Here is a 16215-nt window from a genome sequence, read left to right as displayed (position 1 = left end):
GCAGGCAGGCAGCGTCCCACGCATCGCAACAGAGAGCCCGATGAGCGCCGAGCAAAGCCCCGAACCCCCTTCCTCCTCGCGCTGGAGTTTGCGCCGCCTGGCGCGCGGAAGCCGGCGCTACGCGCTGCCGTGGCTGTCGCTGCGGCGCTGGCGGGTGCGCCTGTTGCTGGTCGGTGCGGCATTGCTGGCCGGGCTGATCGCGATCGCCTTCGCGATCGGCGCCGAACTGGCGATCGCGACCCACGCCGGCCTGATGCGCGAGCGCCCCTGGCTGAGCCTGGTCATCGCACCGGTCGGCTTCGCCGCGCTGGCCTGGGTATCGCGACGCCTGTTCCCGGGCACCGAGGGCAGCGGCATCCCGCAGGCCATAGCGGCCTCGATGTCGGACGACGGCCGCGTGCGCAAGCAGTTGCTGTCCTTCCGCATCGCCATCGCCAAGGTCTTTCTCACCCTCGGTGGCCTGCTGTCGGGCGCCTCCATCGGCCGTGAGGGACCATCGGTGCAGATCGGCGCCTCGATCATGCACATGCTGGCGAGCCGCAAGCGCCGTCGTCGCATCGCCTCGAGCCGCGACCTCATCATCGCCGGCAGTGGCGCGGGCGTGGCGGCGGCCTTCAACACCCCGCTCGGCGGCATCATGTTCGCGATCGAGGAGATGTGCCGCCATCGCGCCTTCCGCGCCAACAGCACCACCCTCACCGCGGTCATCTTCGCCGGTCTGATCTCGCTTGCGGTATTGGGCAACTACACCTACTTCGGCCGCACCCTGGCGAGCATCGGCTGGCCCGACGGCATCTGGCCGGTGCTGGCCTGCGGGGTGGCGGGCGGACTGCTCGGAGGCGGATTCTCGCGTCTGCTGATCGCCTCCTCGCGCGGCCTGCCCGGGCGCGTCGGCGTCTTTGCCCTGGAGCGTCCGGTGGCCTTCGCCGCTGCCTGTGGCCTGGCGACCGGCATCATCGGCCTGGCAAGCGGCGGGCTCACCTACGGCACGGGCTATGCCGAGTCCAAGGCCGCGCTCGAAGGCAGCACCGCGCTGCCCGCAGCCTTCATGGTGATGAAGATGGCGGTGATCTGGCTCGCCTTCATCTCGCGCATCCCCGGCGGCATTTTCGCCCCCGCGCTGGCGGTGGGGGCCGGGCTGGGCTCGGACATCGCGCTGCTGCTGCCCGGTGAGTCCGATCCCGCCATCCTGGTGCTGGGCATGGTCGCCTTCCTGGCGGCAATGACGCAGACGCCGATCACCTCCTTCGTCATCGTCATGGAGATGACCGCCAACCACCAGATGCTGCTGCCGCTGATGGCGACCGCGGTGGTCGCGCACGGCGTGTCGCGCTCGGTCGCGCCGGTACCGCTCTATCACGCCCTCGCCCATCCTTGGCTGCGACGTGCCGAAAAGCGGCTGAAGCCCGCCAGCGCGCCGCCCATGCCACAGGCCGCAGCACTCGAGAATGCGTCGGCGCCGGCGACAGAGCCGGCGCCCGAAGTCAGACCGGATGCGCCCGGCCCGACCACCACGGAACAGCGACCGCCGCCGAGCTAAGGCCTCAGCGAATGCCCGCGCGCTGGATCAGCGCCTGCAGTTCGCCGACGATGCCGCGCCGGAACAGCAGCACGCAGACAACGAAGATCACGCCCATGATCACCGTCACCCAGGAGCCGACGCGGTCGGCGAGCTCGGTCTGCAGCGACACGATGGTGGCCGCGCCGACGAGCGGCCCAAGCACCGTGCCAAGCCCGCCGAGCAGGGTCATCAGCACGACCTCGCCCGACATGTGCCAATGCACATCGGTGAGTGAGGCGAGCTGGAACACCAGCGTCTTGGTCGCCCCCGCCATGCCGGCGAGCGAGGCCGACAGCACGAAGGCCAGCAGCTTGAAGCGGGCGACGTCGTAGCCGAGCGAGACCGCGCGCGGCTCGTTCTCGCGGATTGCCTTCAGGATCTGGCCGAAGGGCGAGTTGATGGCGCGGTAGATGATGAAGAAGCCGATGCAGAACACGGCGAACACCAGGTAGTACATGGCGATGTTGTTCGACAGGTCGATGATGCCGAACAGATGGCCGCGGGGCACGCCCTGCAGGCCGTCCTCGCCCCCGGTCGCTTTCCACTGCAGCACGATGAAATACACCATCTGCGACAGCGCGAGCGTGATCATCGCGAAGTAGATGCCAGTGCGCCGGATCGCCAGCACGCCGAACACCCAGCCCAGCAGACCCGCGGCCAGGGTACCGCCGAGGATGCCAAGCTCGGGCGTCACACCCACGTCGCGCACCAGCATGCCGCAGACGTAGCCCGCGCTACCGAGGAAGGCGGCGTGACCGAAGGACAGCAGGCCGGCGAAACCCAGCAGCAGGTTGAACGCACAGGCGAACAGCCCGAAGCACAGGATCTTCATCAGGAAGGTCGGGTACATCGTGAACGGCGCGATCAGGCCGATCACGAACAGGGCCGCGAACAGGTAGGGCGTGGCGCGGGAGAACATCGAATTGTTGGTCATGAACGATTCACCTCTTTCGCAGCGTCAGGCCTTGCCGAACAGGCCGGCGGGTCGCACCAGCAGCACGATCACCATGATCACGAACACGACCACGGCCGAGGCCTCGGGATAGAACACCCTGGTGAGCCCCTCGATCAGGCCGAGACCGAGGCCGGTGAGGATGGAGCCCATGATCGAGCCCATGCCGCCGATGACGACGACCGCGAACACGACAATGATCAGGTTGGAGCCCATCAGCGGGCTGACCTGGTAGATCGGCGCTGCGAGCACGCCGGCAAAGGCCGCCAACGCAACACCAAAGCCATAGGTGAAGGTGATCAGCAGCGGGACGTTGATGCCCAGCGCCTGCACGATCTGCGGGTTCTCGGTGCCAGCGCGCAGGTAGGCCCCGAGCTTGGTCTTCTCGATGATGAACCAGGTCGCAAAGCACACGGTCAGCGCTGCGACCACCACCCAGCCCCGGTAGATGGGCAGGAACATGAAGCCGAGGTTGACCCCGCCCTGCAGCAGCTCCGGCACCGGGTAGGACTGGCCCGAGATACCGTACTGGTCGCGGAACACGCCCTCGAAGATCAACGCGAGGCCGAAGGTGAGCAGCAGGCCATACAGATGGTCGAGCTTGTAGAGCTTGCGCAGCATGGTGCGCTCGATCACGACGCCGAGCGCGCCGATCACCACGGGCGCGAGCAGCAGCGCGACCCAGTAGTTGATGCCGAACTTGTTGAGTGCGATCCACGCCACGAAGGCGCCCATCATGTACTGCGCGCCATGCGTGAAGTTGATGATGTTGAGCAGACCGAAGATGATCGCCAGGCCAAGGCTCAGGATGGCGTAGAACGAACCGTTGATCAGGCCGATCAGCAGCTGGCTGCCAAGCAGCGCGCTGGGAACACCGAAGATTTCCATGTGCGACTCCCGCTCCGGGGCGACCCGCGCCCCGGAGCGACACGATTACCGGACCGAAAGGCGATCAGCTCACTTCTTGACCAGCGGGCAGCGCGACTCGGACAGCGGCTGGAAGGCCTCTTCCGCGGGGATGGTCTGGCGGATGTGGTAGTAGTCCCACGGGTACTTTGACTCGTCCGGGCTCTTCACCTGGGCCAGATACATGTCGTGCACCATGCGGCCATCCTCGCGGATGCGGCCGTTCTTGGCGAAGAAGTCGTTGATCGGCGTCGCCTTCATCTGCGCCATCACCTTGCCCGCCTCGTCCGTGCCGGCGGCCTTCACCGCGCGCAGGTAGTGCAGCACCGACGAGTACTGGCCGGCCTGGACCATGGTCGGCATGCGCTTTTGCTTGTCGAAGAAGCGCTTCGACCAGGCCCGCGTGTCCTCGTCGAGGTCCCAGTAGAAGCCGGTGGTCAGGTACATGCCCCGGGTGTTGTTCAGGCCCAGCGAATGGACGTCGGAGATGAACATCAGCAGGCCCGCCAGCGACTGCTTGGGCGTGACGCCGAACTCGGCCGCCTGCTTGATCGCGTTGGTGGTATCCGCGCCGGCGTTGGCGAGACCAATGATCTTGGCGCCAGAGGCCTGCGCCTGCAGCAGGAAGGACGAGAAGTCGGACGCCGGGAAGGGATGGCGCACCGAGCCCAGCACCTTGCCGCCATTGGCCGTCACCACCGCCGAAGAGTCCTTCTCCAGCGCCTGGCCGAAGGCGTAGTCGGCGGTGAGGAAGAACCAGGTGTCGCCGCCCTGCTGGGTCACCGCCTTCGCCGTGCCGTTGGCGAGCGCATAGGTGTCGTAGGTGTAATGCACGGTGACGTCGTTGCACTGCTCGTTGGTGATCGGCGTGGAGGCCGGGCCGCTCATCAGCGCGACGCGGTTCATCTCCTTGGCGATCTTCATCACCGCCAGCGCGGTCGAGGTCGTGACCAGCTCGGTCGCGGTGTCGACGCCCTCGCGCTCGAACCATTCACGCGCCTTGTTGGAGGCAATGTCGGCCTTGTTCTGGTGGTCGGCGGACACCATCTCGACCTTGAACTCGGGCTTGGCCTCGGCGATGAAGTCCTCGATCGCCATCTGGGTCGCCAGCACCGCGCCGGCGCCAGCGAGGTCGGAGTACGTGCCCGACATGTCGGTCAGTACGCCGATCTTCACCGTGCCCCCGGAGATCTGCGCCTGGGCAGCGCCGGAAAGGGTTGCGAAGGCCGCTGCGCAAGCCAGGGTGGTCAGTTTCTTCATCGCCATCGTGTGTCTCCGTCCTGAGTTTGGTTTTGATGAAATTACGCGTGGAGTCGTCGCGTCGTTTCAGACCCCGAGCGTCTGGTGCAGCCAGTCCATCTTCCCGGGCAGCTCTGCCGCGGTGATGGTGGCAATGATCTCGCCGTGCTCGAGCACGTAGTGGCGGTCGGCGAGCGGCGCGGCAAAGCGGAAGTTCTGCTCGACCATGACGATGGTGAAGCCGCGTGACTTGAGCTCGACGATGACCTCGCCGAGCTTCTTGACGATCACCGGCGCCAGACCCTCGGTGATCTCGTCGAGCAGCAGCAGCTTGGCCCCGGTGCGCAGCACGCGCGCCATCGCCAGCATCTGCTGCTCGCCCCCCGACAGCTTCGAGCCCGGGCTGGTGCGACGCTCGAGCAGGTTGGGGAACATGCGGTAGATCTCGTCGATCGACATGCCGCCGCTCGCCACCTGGGGCGGCAGGGTGAGGTTCTCCTCGGCGCTGAGCGAGGCGAAGATCGCGCGCTCCTCGGGCACGTAACCGATGCCATAGCGCGCCATGCGGTGGGTGGGCTCGCCGATGACCTCGCGGCCGTTGACCATGATCGAGCCGCTGCGGCGGCCGACCAGTCCGAGCACCGACTTGAGGGTGGTCGAGCGCCCCGAGCCGTTGCGCCCGAGCAGGGTCACGCATTCGCCGCGCGCCACCTGCAGGTCGATGCCGTGCAGGATGTGCGACTCGCCGTAAAAGGCGTGCAGGTCGTGGATCCGGAGCATCTCCGGATGAGGATTGAAGGCACTGGTCATGGCGGTCCGGAAGGAGGATCAGTGGTGAGCGTCGCTCATGTCGTCCGAACCGACGTAGGCCTCGAGCACCTTCGGGTTCTTCGACACTTCGGCATAAGTGCCCTCGGCGAGCACGCTGCCGCGGGTCAGCACGGTGATGCGATCGCACAGGTCGGCAACCACCGACAGGTTGTGCTCGACCATCAGGATGGTGCGATTGGCCGACACCTTGCGAATGAGGGCGACGACGCGGCTGATGTCCTCGTTGCCCATGCCCTGGGTCGGCTCGTCGAGCAGCATCATGCGCGGCTCGAGCGCCAGCGTGGTCGCGATCTCGAGCGCGCGCTTGCGCCCGTAGGGCATCTCGGCGGTGAGGGTGTCGGCGAACTGGGTCAGGTCCACCGATTCGAGCAGGGCCATGGCCTCGTCGTTGAGCACGTCGAGCGACTTCGCCGAGCGCCAGAAGTGGAACTCGGTGCCGAGCTTGCGCTGCAGGCCGATGCGCACGTTCTCGAGCACGGTCAGGTGCGGGAAGGTGGCCGAGATCTGGAACGAGCGCACCATGCCGCGGCGCGCGGTCACCGCCGGCGCTTCGCGCGTGATGTCCTTGCCCTCGAACAGGATCTCACCCGCGGTCGGCGGCAGGAACTTGGTGAGCAGGTTGAAGACGGTGGTCTTGCCGGCACCGTTGGGGCCGATCAGGGCGTGGATGTGGCCCTTCTGCACCTTGAGATCGACGTCCGCGACGGCGACGAAGCCCTTGAACTCCTTCGTCAGGCCACGGGTTTCAAGAATGTAGTCGCTCATCGCTCACGGCCTCCGTTCGGCAGGCGACAGGATGGTCCAGGAAGATGACAAGGCGGCTACGGCAGGATGCTGCGTGGATGCTGGCAAATGGGCATGCGGGCGCACGCGTGTCTCCCCACAGGAACTTGTGCTTGTTCTGCCCCGAGTCTTGCGGCACCCGCGAATAGCGTCAACCTGCGGTTTGCCCCGATATGAGCGCGGCCTGATATGTGACGCGGATCAAGGCGCGGGCAGTCCCGTGCGCGCACAAAAATGGGGCGCCCGCATGCACTGCGGGCGCCCCATGCCGGTGACCGCGGCGCCTGCCCGCGGGCAGGCGCCGGATGCTCAGTGACTGCCGCTCATCGCCATCATCAACTGGTTGATGCGCTTGACGAAAGTGGCCGGATCGTCGAGCGTGCCGCCCTCGGCCAGCAGGGCCTGGTCGAACAGCACCGCGGCCCAGTCGTCGAAGTGCTTGTCCTCGTACTTCAGGCGCAGCACCGCCGGGTGGCTGGGGTTGATCTCGAGGATGGGCTTGGAGACCGGTGCGTTCTGGCCCGCCGCCTTCAGGATGCGCGCCAGGTTCATGCCGAGGTCGTGCTCGTCGGCCACCAGGCAGGCAGGCGAGTCGGTCAGGCGCAGGGTCACCTTGACGTCCTTGACGCGCTCGCCCAGGCTCGCCTTCATCTTGTCGAGCAGCTCCTTGTACTCGTCGGCAGCCTTCTCGGCTTCCTGCTTCTCGGCCTCGTCCTCCAGCGCGCCCAGGTCGAGCCCGCCCTTGGCCACCGACACCAGCGGCTTGCCGTCGAACTCGGCGAGATTACCGGTGACCCATTCATCGACGCGATCGGACAACAACAACACTTCGATGCCCTTCTTGCGGAAGACCTCGAGGTGCGGGCTGTTCTTCGCCGCGTTGAAGGTCTCGGCGGTGACGAAGTAGATCTTGTCCTGGCCGTCCTTCATGCGCGCGATGTAGTCGGCGAGCGACACCACCTCGTCCGCGGTATCGAGCTTGGTCGAGGCGAAGCGCAGCAGGCCGGCGATCTTCTCCTTGTTGGCGAAGTCCTCGCCCACACCTTCCTTGAGCACCTTGCCGAAGGCCTTCCAGAACTCGGCGTACTTGTCCTTGTCGGCGGCCTCGTCGCTGTTCGCGAGGCTCTCGAGCAGGGTCAGCACCTTCTTCGTGCAGCCCGAGCGGATGGTGTCGATGTCCTTGCTTTCCTGCAGGATCTCGCGCGACACGTTGAGCGGCAGGTCCGCCGAATCGACCACGCCGCGCACGAAGCGCAGGTAGGTCGGCATCAGCTTCTCCGCGTCGTCCATGATGAACACGCGCTTCACGTAGAGCTTGATGCCGTGACGGGCGTTGCGGTCCCACAGGTCGAAGGGCGCGTTCTTGGGGATGTAGAGCAGGTTGGTGTATTCGTGGCGGCCTTCGACGCGCGAGTGGGTCCACGCCAGCGGGTCCTCGAAGTCGTGCGCGACGTGCTTGTAAAAGCCCTTGTACTCGTCTTCGGTGATGTCGTTCTTGGCGCGTGTCCACAGCGCATTGGCCTGGTTGACCGTCTCGTCCTCGTCGGTCAGCACCTGGGCCTTGCGCTCCTCGTCCCACTCCTCCTTCTTCATCACGATCGGCTGCACGATGTGGTCGGAGTACTTGCGGATCAGGCTCTTGAGCTTCCACGACGACAGCAGGTCTTCCTGCCCCTCACGCAGGTGCAGGGTGATCTCGGTGCCGCGGCCAGCCTTGTCGGCCTGCGCCACGGTGTAGGCGCCGGCCTCATCGCCCGCCATCGAGCATTCCCACTTCACCCCCTCGCCGGCGGCCAGGCCGGCGCGGCGGGTAAGCACGGTGACGCGGTCGGCGACGAGGAAGGCAGAGTAAAAACCCACGCCGAACTGGCCGATCAGGTTGGCGTCCTTCTTCTGGTCGCCGGTGAGCTGGCCGAAGAACTCGCGCGTGCCCGACTTGGCGATGGTACCAAGATGGGCGATCGCCTCGTCGCGGCTCATGCCGATGCCGTTGTCGGCGATGGTGATGGTCTTCGCCTCGGCGTCAAAGCCGATACGGATCTTCAGTTCGGGATCGCCTTCGTACAACGCGCCATTGTCGAGCGCCTCGAAGCGCAGCTTGTCGCAGGCATCGGACGCGTTGGAGACGAGTTCGCGCAGGAAGATCTCACGGTTCGAATACAGCGAGTGGATCATCAGGTGAAGCAGTTGCTTCACCTCGGCCTGGAAGTTCAGGGTCTGGGAGGGTGCGGTGTTGGTTTCGGACATGTCGCTGGGGCTCCGTCTGACTGTTTATGCTGACGAAGCCCCAACTGGGGGCGGCCGGGGTGATTTTCAAGCCTGCGCCCCCGCCCCCGACTCAACAGCGGAAGCGCCCGACCGACGCATTGAGCGTGCCCGCCAGGCCCTCGAGCTGCTCGACCGATGCCACCACCGCGCGCATCGCGCCGCTGGTGTCCTCGGCCATGCGCGTGATCTGCTCGACGCGGCGGGCAATCTCGGTGGCCGCGGCGCTCTGTTCGCTGGTCGCGTACGCCACCTCGCGAATCCGGCCCAGCGCCTCCTCGGTGCCGCTGCGGATCTCGCGCAGGGAGTCGGTCGCCTCGATCACCAGGCCGACGCCGCTATCGACCCGGGTCGACACCGTCGACATCGCCGCCACCGTCGCCCGCGTCTCGCTCTGGATGCCGGCGATGACCTGCTCGATCTGCACCGTGGCGGACGCGGTGCGCTCGGCCAGGCCTCGCACCTCGTCGGCGACGACGGCGAAACCGCGCCCCTGCTCGCCAGCCCGCGCCGCCTCGATCGCCGCGTTGAGGGCGAGCAGATTGGTCTGACCGGCGATCTCCTTGATCACATGGGCAATGGTTCCGACCTCATCGGCACGGCTCACCAGGTCATTGATCTTCTGCGCGGCGTCACCCACGGTGGCGGCGATCGACTGCATCTCGCCGGCCGCGCGCTCGGCCTTGCCGGCGCCGTCCTGTGCCAGCTCCGCGCTGCGCGAGGAGTTCGCTTCGGCGCTGCGCGCGCTGTCCGAGATCTGCTCGACACTGACCGTCATCTGCTCGATGGCCGCCGCGATCGAGGCGGTGGCATCGGTCTGCGACAGCGAGGCTTCCGAAACCGAGCGCGACACGCCGGCGATCTCGCGCGAACTGTCGGTGACGCGGTCGGCGCTGTGGCCGATGTCGCGCACCATCATGCTGATCTGGCGCAGCATCGAGGCCAGCGCGCCCAGCAGGCTGTCCGGCCCGCCCCGGGCGCGCACGTCCACGTTCAGTTCGCCACCGGCGGCACGGCTCATGATGTCCGAGGCATAGCCGGGCTCGCCACCGAGCTGCAGCGTGATGCTGCGGATGACCCGCCACACCATCAGCGCGAGCAGCAACAGCGCGCCACCGACCAGGGCCGCGAAGCCGAGCGCCTCGCGCGCATAGCGGTCATCGATGTCATCCACATAGACACCGGTACCGACGATCCAGTCCCAGGCCGGGAAATACTTGACGAAGGACAGCTTCGGCTGCGGCTGCTCCGAACCCGGCTTCGGCCACAGGTAATCGACGAAACCGGCGCCCTCGCCCTGCGCAACACGGACGAACTCGACAAACAGCGCCTTGCCCTTGGGATCACGACTGTCGCCCAGCGACTGGCCTTCCAGCTCGGGACGCACCGGGTGCATGATCATCACCGGACGGCTGTCGTTGACCCAGAAGTACTCGCTGCCCTGGTAGCGCAGGCCGCGCAGCGCTGCCCGCGCCGCCTCCTGCGCCTCGCGACGGCTCATTGCACCGGCGCGCTCGAGCGCTTCGAAGTGCGCGATGAGGCCATGGGCGACCTCCACCTGGCCCTGCACCGCACGCGCGGCGGCTTCTTCCATCTGTGTGCGGCTACCTTGCAGCGCAGCAAACGCCAGCGCGAGCATGCCAATCAGCGCGATCACCAGGATCAGTGCCAGCCGTTGGCCGACCTTCATCGAATTCAGCTTCATATCCCTCGTTCCTCGATGGGCGATCCGTGCTGACCGCCCTGCCGGGCGCGAGTCGCGGTCTTTCACCGCGCTCCCGCCTCACCCTCTGGCCTTACGGCCGCAGGCTGCCCAGCTTGAGGAATTTCCGCCGCGCCGCGCCGCTGCAGGCGCCGCTATAGATACTGCACGTCGACGATCTCGATCTCGCGCATCCCGGCCGGGCTCTGGAAACGCACCACGTCGCCCACGCGGGCCTTGAGCACCGCGCGCGCCAGGGGCGAGATCCAGCTGATCCGGCCCTGCGTGGCGTCGGCCTCGTCCACGCCAACGATCTGCCAGGTCTGCTCCTCCTCGGTCTCGAGGTCGCAGAAGCTCAGCGTGGCGCCGAAGAACACCTGCTCCAGCCCCTGCTGGCGCTCCGGGTCGACCACTTCGGCGCTCTCGATGCGCTTGATCAGGAAGCGGATGCGGCGATCGATCTCGCGCAGGCGCTTCTTGCCATAGATGTAGTCGCCGTTCTCCGAGCGGTCGCCGTTGCCAGCGGCCCAGGCCACGGTCTCGACCAGCTTGGGGCGCTCGAGGCGCACGAGCTGGTCGAGTTCGACGCGCAAGGCGTCATAGCCCCGCCGCGTCATGTAGTTCTTGCTGCCGGCCGGCAGGCGCGGCGCGGCGGCGAGGGCCTCTTCGTCCTCGTCCGCCGCGCTGCCGTCAGCTTCTTTCACGAAAGCCTTGTTCACTTGCTGCACCCCCTGTTCGTGAAGCGCGCATGTTAAGGAATCCGGCTGCCACACGCCACGCCGTGCGACCCGGCGGGGTGGGCACATGTGAAGTTGTCATTGACTGCGCCCGCGCATACCATTGCCGGCACGATGAACGGGGCCGCGGCACCGGATCGCCAGCGTGACTGAGGTAGGGGAGCCTGATGGACGAAACCTTCAACGAAGTGACCAGCCTGCGTTCCCGCCTGGCTGAACTGCGCCTCGAACACCGCGACCTGGACGAGGCCATCGCCCGCCTGGCCGAGGCACCGTCCGAAGACGAGCTGATGCTGCGCCGGCTCAAGAAGCGCAAGCTCGCGCTCAAGGACCGCATCACCGCCATCGAGCACATGCTCGAACCCGACGAGCGGGCCTGAACGCGTCCTGCCCGGACACTCCCGGCAGCCCGCGTTGGCGGGCTCCCCGCCGGCGCCTGCCGCCCCCACCGCCCACCACTCGCGTCACAAGCGACGATGCCTGCAATGAAAGAACTCGAAGTCAATGGACAGCGTGTCAGCGTGCATGAATACGGCACGCCGTCCGCCTCAGCCTCGCCGCTGCTGCTGATCCACGGCGCCGGCCACGACCACGGCGTATGGAACGAAGTCGCTGCCGGGCTGGCGGAGGCTGGCGAACAGGTGTTCGCGCCCGACCTGCCGGCGCACGGTGGGTCCGCCGGCACGCCGCTGGCAGGCATCGAAGCGATGGCCGACTGGGTCCTCGCGCTGGCTGACGCACTCCATCTCGAGACGTTCCGGATCGGCGGCCACAGCATGGGCTCCTTGGTTGCACTCGCCACTGCGGCCGCGGCGCCACAATGCGTGCAGGGGCTCTATCTCATCGGCACCAGCGCGCCGATGCCGGTCTCCCCCTTCCTGCTCGAAGCGGCGCACGCCGAACCCGAGCGCGCCTGGGCCCTGATCAACAAGTTCTCCTTTGCCCCCGCCGAAGTCCTCGGCGAGGCGCGACGCCTCGCCCTCGCTGCAGACAACCTCGCCCGCATGCAGCAACAGGGCGGTCAGACGCTCGGTGCCGATCTCGCGGCCTGCAACGCCTGGCAGGCCGGCCTCGCCGCCGCGGGTCGCATCCGCTGCCCGACCCTGCTGGTGTGTGGTGAGCTCGATCGCATGACGTCGGCCGAGGGCGCCCAGCCACTGCTCGCCGCACTGCAGGCCGGCGCCTGTCCGGCGCACCTGGTCGTGCTTGCCCGCTGCGGGCACGCCATGATGCAGGAAGCACCCGACGCACTGATCCAGGCCCTGCGGGCACAAGCCTAGCTGGCAGAAAGGCAGGCCCCGCTCGGCAGTCCAGCAGCCCCCCACAGGAGAAACGCATGGCGATGCACAACGATGCCCCACCCCGGGTCGACGGCCGCAAGGACGACGACCCGGGCCCGCCCTTCCCGCGCGTGCGCGAGGTATCGATCGGTGCGCCGCTGCGCTGGATCGGGCGCGGCGCGCGCGACCTCAAGGCCTGCCCGATCCCCAGCCTGTTCTATGGCTTCTGTCTCGCGGGCATGGGCCTGTTGATCACCATGGTGTTTCGCCGCGCCTACGAGTACACCTCGGCGCTCACGGCCGGTTTCCTGCTCATCGGCCCCCTGCTCGCGATGGGCCTGTACGAGATCAGCCGCCGGCGCGAGCGGGGCGAGCCGCCGCGGCTGGCACCGACGCTCACCGTATGGCGGCGCAATGCCGGCAACATCGGTGTGTTCGCAGTCGTGCTCGGCGTCGTCTTCCTGGTCTGGGCGCGCGCCTCGATGATCGTGTTCGCGCTCTTCTACACCAACGAACTGCCTTCGGTGTCCGACTTTCTCGGCCAGGTCGCAAGCCTCGAGAACCTCGAATTCCTGGCCGCGTATTTCGGCGTCGGCTTCATCTTCGCCTTCGTCGCCTTTGCCGCCAGCGTGGTGTCCATCCCGCTGATGCTCGACCGCAATCAGGACGCGGTCAGTGCCATGATCGCCAGCTTCAACGCGCTGCTGACCAATCCCGCACCGATGCTGGTGTGGGCCTTCGTGATCGTCAGCCTGACGCTGATCGGCTTCATCAGCTTCCACGTCGGTCTGATCGTGGTCATGCCCCTGCTCGGCCACGCCACCTGGCATGCCTATCGCGACCTCATCGAGCCGCTCGACCCGGCATGACCGCCGCGGCGCGCCGCCGGTGCAGGCCCGCGGCACCAGCGCTCAGTCGGCCAGTTCCAGCACCACCGGCTGGTGGTCGGAGGCCGGCGTGTCGGCCACCACGCGCAGGGCGCGCAAGCGCGGCGCGAGGTCGGTGCTGACGAAGAAGAAGTCGCAGCAGTAGGCGCGATCGGGCCAGTCGGCGCCATGCAGGCCGACACTCGGCGAATGTTCGCGGTCGGGATGCAGCGCCAGCCACGCGTCCTGCCAGCTCGGCAGGCCGCCGTCCAGGGCCACCTGCATACGGCGGTGCTCATCCGAGCCGGGTTCGCAGTTGAAATCGCCGCACAGCACCGCCGCGGCCGGCCGCGGCCACGCGGCGAAAGCCGGGTTCGATTCCTTGCCCGCCGCCGGCGCCACCGCCTGCCCCGCCGCCTCGCACTGCAGCGCACGCAAGGCCTCGACCTGGGCGCGGCGCTGGCGCTGCGAGTAGTACTCCAGATGCGTGGTCATGATGCGCAGCGGCCCGAAGGCGGCCGTCACCACCGCCTCGACACACACGCGCTGCATGCTCGGCACCGTCGCGTCCGCCGGCGCGGGCAGCAGGTGGCGGAAAACCTGACCCACCGGCAGGCGCGACAGGATCAGGTTGCCGAAGCGAGCCCGACCACCGCTTCCATCGGGCACTTCCAGGCCGGCGCCGAACACCGCCTCATGGCCGGCAAAGGCCGCCGTCAGCAGCGCCACGCCATCCTCGCGCACACCACCAGGCAGGCCGGGAAAGTTCGACGCCACCTCCTGCAGGCAGATCACGTCGAAGCTGCCCGCGGCGCGGATCGCGGCCACCGTGCGCGCCAGATCGACGCGGCCATCGGCCCCACGGCCCCACTGAATGTTCCAGCTCAGCACTTTCATGTCGTCTCCCCCGGGAATGCGCGACCTGCGCTCTCCGCGGCCGTCGCGCCAGAAGATGCGATTCTGCCTCGATGCCCGAACTTCGTCTCGCGCCCCTCGCGTCCCGCCGGCCTGCGCGCTCGAGCCCTGATCGCCGCGCCGGGGTTCATCCCTGCCCGCCCAGCGGGGGCATAATCGGAGCCTTGCGATCCACAGGATGCGTTTCGATGCCAAAGGCGTACGGCCAGGAGCACCACGAGGACCATGATCACGACCACGGGCACGGTCATGGCCATCTGCACCGCAGTCACGATCACGGCCACCCACACCACCACCATGACCACAGCGCCAGCCGCTTCCTGCCGCTGGCGCTGGCGCTGACCCTCGGCTTTGCCGCGGTCGAGGCAATCGCGGGCTGGTGGTCGGGCTCGCTCGCGCTGCTCGGCGACGCCGCCCACATGCTCACCGACGCCATGTCGCTCGGGCTGGCCGCGATCGCCGCGCGCGTCGCCCAGCGCGCACCGAGCCACCGCCACTCCTATGGCCTGCGCCGTGTCGAGGCGCTGGCGGCGCTGGTCAACAGCCTGCTGATGCTGGCCGTGGTCGGCGGCCTCGTCTGGCACGCCATGGACCGCCTGCTCGAACCGCGCCCCATTCTCGGCGAGGCCGTGATCGTGGTCGCGCTCGGCGGGCTGGTGCTCAACCTCGTCGTCGCCTGGCTGCTCACCCGCGGCGAGGCCGACCTCAACACCCGCGGCGCACTGCTGCACGTGATGGGCGACCTGCTCGGCTCGGTGGCCGCGCTCGCATCGGGGCTGGTGATTCAGTTCAGCGGCTGGACGCCGATCGACCCGCTGCTGACGATGCTGATCTGCGGGCTGATCCTGTTCTCGACCCTGAGCCTGCTGCGACGCGTGGTGCATACCCTGCTCGAGGGGGTGCCCGACGCCGTCTCGCTGCCGGATGTCGGGCGCGCCATGGCCGCGGTGCCCGACGTGCGTTCGGTGCATGATCTGCACATCTGGAGCCTGGACTCGCGCCGTATCGCGCTCTCCGCCCATGTGGTGCTTGCCGACGCACGGCGCTGGCCGGCAGTGCTGGCCGCCTTGCGCGCCCTGCTGCACGAGCGCTTCGGCATCGAGCATGTGACGCTGCAGCCCGAGCTCCCACCCGCGCAGCCGCTGGTGTTTTCGCCACGCGCCTCGCGCGGGCGCAGTGCTCAGGGATAATCCCCCCATCACGCACAGGACGCGCCCCATGCACTCCGCGCAGGAACTGGTCAGCCAGATTGAAGCCCTCACCTCACTCCCCGATGTCTATGATCGGGTGCGCGCGCAGCTCGAATCGCCCACCGGCTCGGCCGCCGAGGTCGCCCGCCTGGTCGCCGCCGACCCGGCCCTCACCGCCAGGCTGTTGAGGCTGGTCAATAGCGCGATGTTCGGCCACCGCGCCCGCATCGACTCCGTCGACCGTGCCGTGCAGTTGCTTGGCCTGCAGCAGGTGCACGATCTGGTGCTGGCGATGTCGCTGCATGCGGTCTTTGCCGGGGTGTGCCCGGCGCAGCTCGACATGCGCCGCTTCTGGCGCAACAGTGTGCTCAACGGCCTTGCCAGCCGCGCTGCCGCGCGTCAGGCACAGATGCCGAGCAGCGAGCGCCTGTTCGTGATCGGTCTGCTCGCGGACGTCGGTCACCTGGTGCTGTACCAGACCGTGCCCGAACTGGCAGCCGAAGCCCTCGCTGCAGCCAGCCACGGCGACGAGACGCTCGACGCTGCCGAGCGGCGGATCGTTGGCTGCGACTTCGCCGAGATCGGCGCTGCGCTGGCCGACCGCTGGCAGTTGCCGCCCTGCTTCGCCGGCGCGATCGGCACCCAGTTGCGCCCCCGCCTGGGCGGAGAGTTCAGCGTCGATGCCGCCGTGCTCAGCCTGTCACGCTGCATCGTCGGCGCCGAAGCCGCGAACAGGGCCAGCGCCGAGGCCGCCGCGCAGATCGACGCCGGGACCTGGGAACTGCTCGGCCTCGCACCCGAACAGCTCGCGGGCATTCGCGAGGAAGCCGAGCTCAACCTGGCGGCCTACCTTGCGCTGTTCTTCCCGACCACGGCCAGGCCCGCCCGGACACCGCCCAAACCCGCGTAAACACTAGGATTTTGCGCCCAAGACCCCACGCTTTTCCCTACTACATCTAGTGGATAACAAAAGTTCATAGCACAACAA

General features: G+C 67.6%; 15 protein-coding genes. 6 read left to right on the top strand and 9 right to left on the bottom strand.

The window, feature by feature from the left end; genetic code table 11:
* The first annotated feature begins 40 nt into the window (after positions 1-40).
* Entirely contained in the window at positions 41-1540 is a 1500-nt protein-coding gene (locus tag ACMV5O_RS14745; protein WP_416164166.1) for a chloride channel protein, read from the top strand.
* 4 nt (positions 1541-1544) lie between these two features.
* Here the strand turns inward: ACMV5O_RS14745 and ACMV5O_RS14740 are convergent, their stop codons facing one another.
* From ACMV5O_RS14740 to greB, 8 genes are all read right to left on the bottom strand, one after another.
* Positions 1545-2495, bottom strand: coding sequence for a branched-chain amino acid ABC transporter permease (locus ACMV5O_RS14740; RefSeq protein WP_416164165.1), 951 nt, complete (start codon positions 2493-2495; stop codon positions 1545-1547).
* 24 nt (positions 2496-2519) lie between these two features.
* Complete coding sequence (locus ACMV5O_RS14735) at positions 2520-3401, bottom strand: branched-chain amino acid ABC transporter permease (protein WP_416164164.1); 882 nt, start codon at positions 3399-3401, stop codon at positions 2520-2522.
* Between the two features lie 69 nt (positions 3402-3470).
* Positions 3471-4685, bottom strand: a complete 1215-nt coding sequence (locus tag ACMV5O_RS14730; protein WP_416164163.1) for an ABC transporter substrate-binding protein — start codon at positions 4683-4685, stop codon at positions 3471-3473.
* Between the two features lie 60 nt (positions 4686-4745).
* Positions 4746-5468, bottom strand: coding sequence for an ABC transporter ATP-binding protein (locus ACMV5O_RS14725; protein WP_416164162.1), 723 nt, complete (start codon positions 5466-5468; stop codon positions 4746-4748).
* A gap of 18 nt (positions 5469-5486) precedes the next feature.
* Positions 5487-6254, bottom strand: coding sequence for an ABC transporter ATP-binding protein (locus ACMV5O_RS14720; RefSeq protein ID WP_416164161.1), 768 nt, complete (start codon positions 6252-6254; stop codon positions 5487-5489).
* 327 nt (positions 6255-6581) lie between these two features.
* A complete protein-coding gene (gene htpG, locus ACMV5O_RS14715) occupies positions 6582-8519 on the bottom strand; it encodes a molecular chaperone HtpG (protein ID WP_416164160.1) in 1938 nt (645 codons plus the stop codon).
* Positions 8520-8610: 91 nt separating this feature from the next.
* Positions 8611-10242 carry a methyl-accepting chemotaxis protein gene (locus ACMV5O_RS14710; RefSeq protein WP_416164159.1) on the bottom strand — a complete coding sequence of 544 codons (1632 nt, stop codon included), beginning with the start codon at positions 10240-10242 and terminating at the stop codon, positions 8611-8613.
* Between the two features lie 152 nt (positions 10243-10394).
* A complete protein-coding gene (gene greB / locus ACMV5O_RS14705) occupies positions 10395-10958 on the bottom strand; it encodes a transcription elongation factor GreB (protein ID WP_416164158.1) in 564 nt (187 codons plus the stop codon).
* A gap of 185 nt (positions 10959-11143) precedes the next feature.
* Here greB and ACMV5O_RS14700 point away from each other — a divergent pair, with 185 nt between their 5' ends.
* The 3 genes from ACMV5O_RS14700 (at position 11144) to ACMV5O_RS14690 (ending at position 13125) form a co-directional block, all read left to right on the top strand.
* Entirely contained in the window at positions 11144-11356 is a 213-nt protein-coding gene (locus ACMV5O_RS14700) for a YdcH family protein (RefSeq protein WP_416164157.1), read from the top strand.
* Between the two features lie 105 nt (positions 11357-11461).
* Positions 11462-12256, top strand: a complete 795-nt coding sequence (locus ACMV5O_RS14695) for an alpha/beta fold hydrolase (protein WP_416164156.1) — start codon at positions 11462-11464, stop codon at positions 12254-12256.
* A gap of 56 nt (positions 12257-12312) precedes the next feature.
* Positions 12313-13125, top strand: a complete 813-nt coding sequence (locus tag ACMV5O_RS14690) for a DUF2189 domain-containing protein (RefSeq protein WP_416164155.1) — start codon at positions 12313-12315, stop codon at positions 13123-13125.
* Positions 13126-13167: 42 nt separating this feature from the next.
* Here ACMV5O_RS14690 and ACMV5O_RS14685 read toward each other — a convergent pair whose 3' ends face one another.
* On the bottom strand, positions 13168-14019 hold the full coding sequence (locus ACMV5O_RS14685) for an endonuclease/exonuclease/phosphatase family protein (protein WP_416164154.1): 852 nt from the start codon (positions 14017-14019) through the stop codon (positions 13168-13170).
* Positions 14020-14225: 206 nt separating this feature from the next.
* Here ACMV5O_RS14685 and ACMV5O_RS14680 point away from each other — a divergent pair, with 206 nt between their 5' ends.
* Together ACMV5O_RS14680 and ACMV5O_RS14675 are read left to right on the top strand one after the other, a co-directional pair.
* Positions 14226-15227 carry a cation diffusion facilitator family transporter gene (locus ACMV5O_RS14680; RefSeq protein ID WP_416164153.1) on the top strand — a complete coding sequence of 334 codons (1002 nt, stop codon included), beginning with the start codon at positions 14226-14228 and terminating at the stop codon, positions 15225-15227.
* A gap of 28 nt (positions 15228-15255) precedes the next feature.
* The gene (locus ACMV5O_RS14675; RefSeq protein ID WP_416164152.1) at positions 15256-16137 is read left to right on the top strand and encodes an HDOD domain-containing protein; all 882 of its coding nucleotides are present in this window, start codon (positions 15256-15258) and stop codon (positions 16135-16137) included.
* The last annotated feature ends 78 nt before the right edge of the window (positions 16138-16215 follow it).

It is taken from the genome of Thauera sp. WH-1 (genome assembly GCF_047806685.1).
Taxonomy (GTDB): Bacteria; Pseudomonadota; Gammaproteobacteria; order Burkholderiales; family Rhodocyclaceae; genus Thauera.
This window is presented reverse-complemented; position numbering and strand designations above follow the sequence as displayed.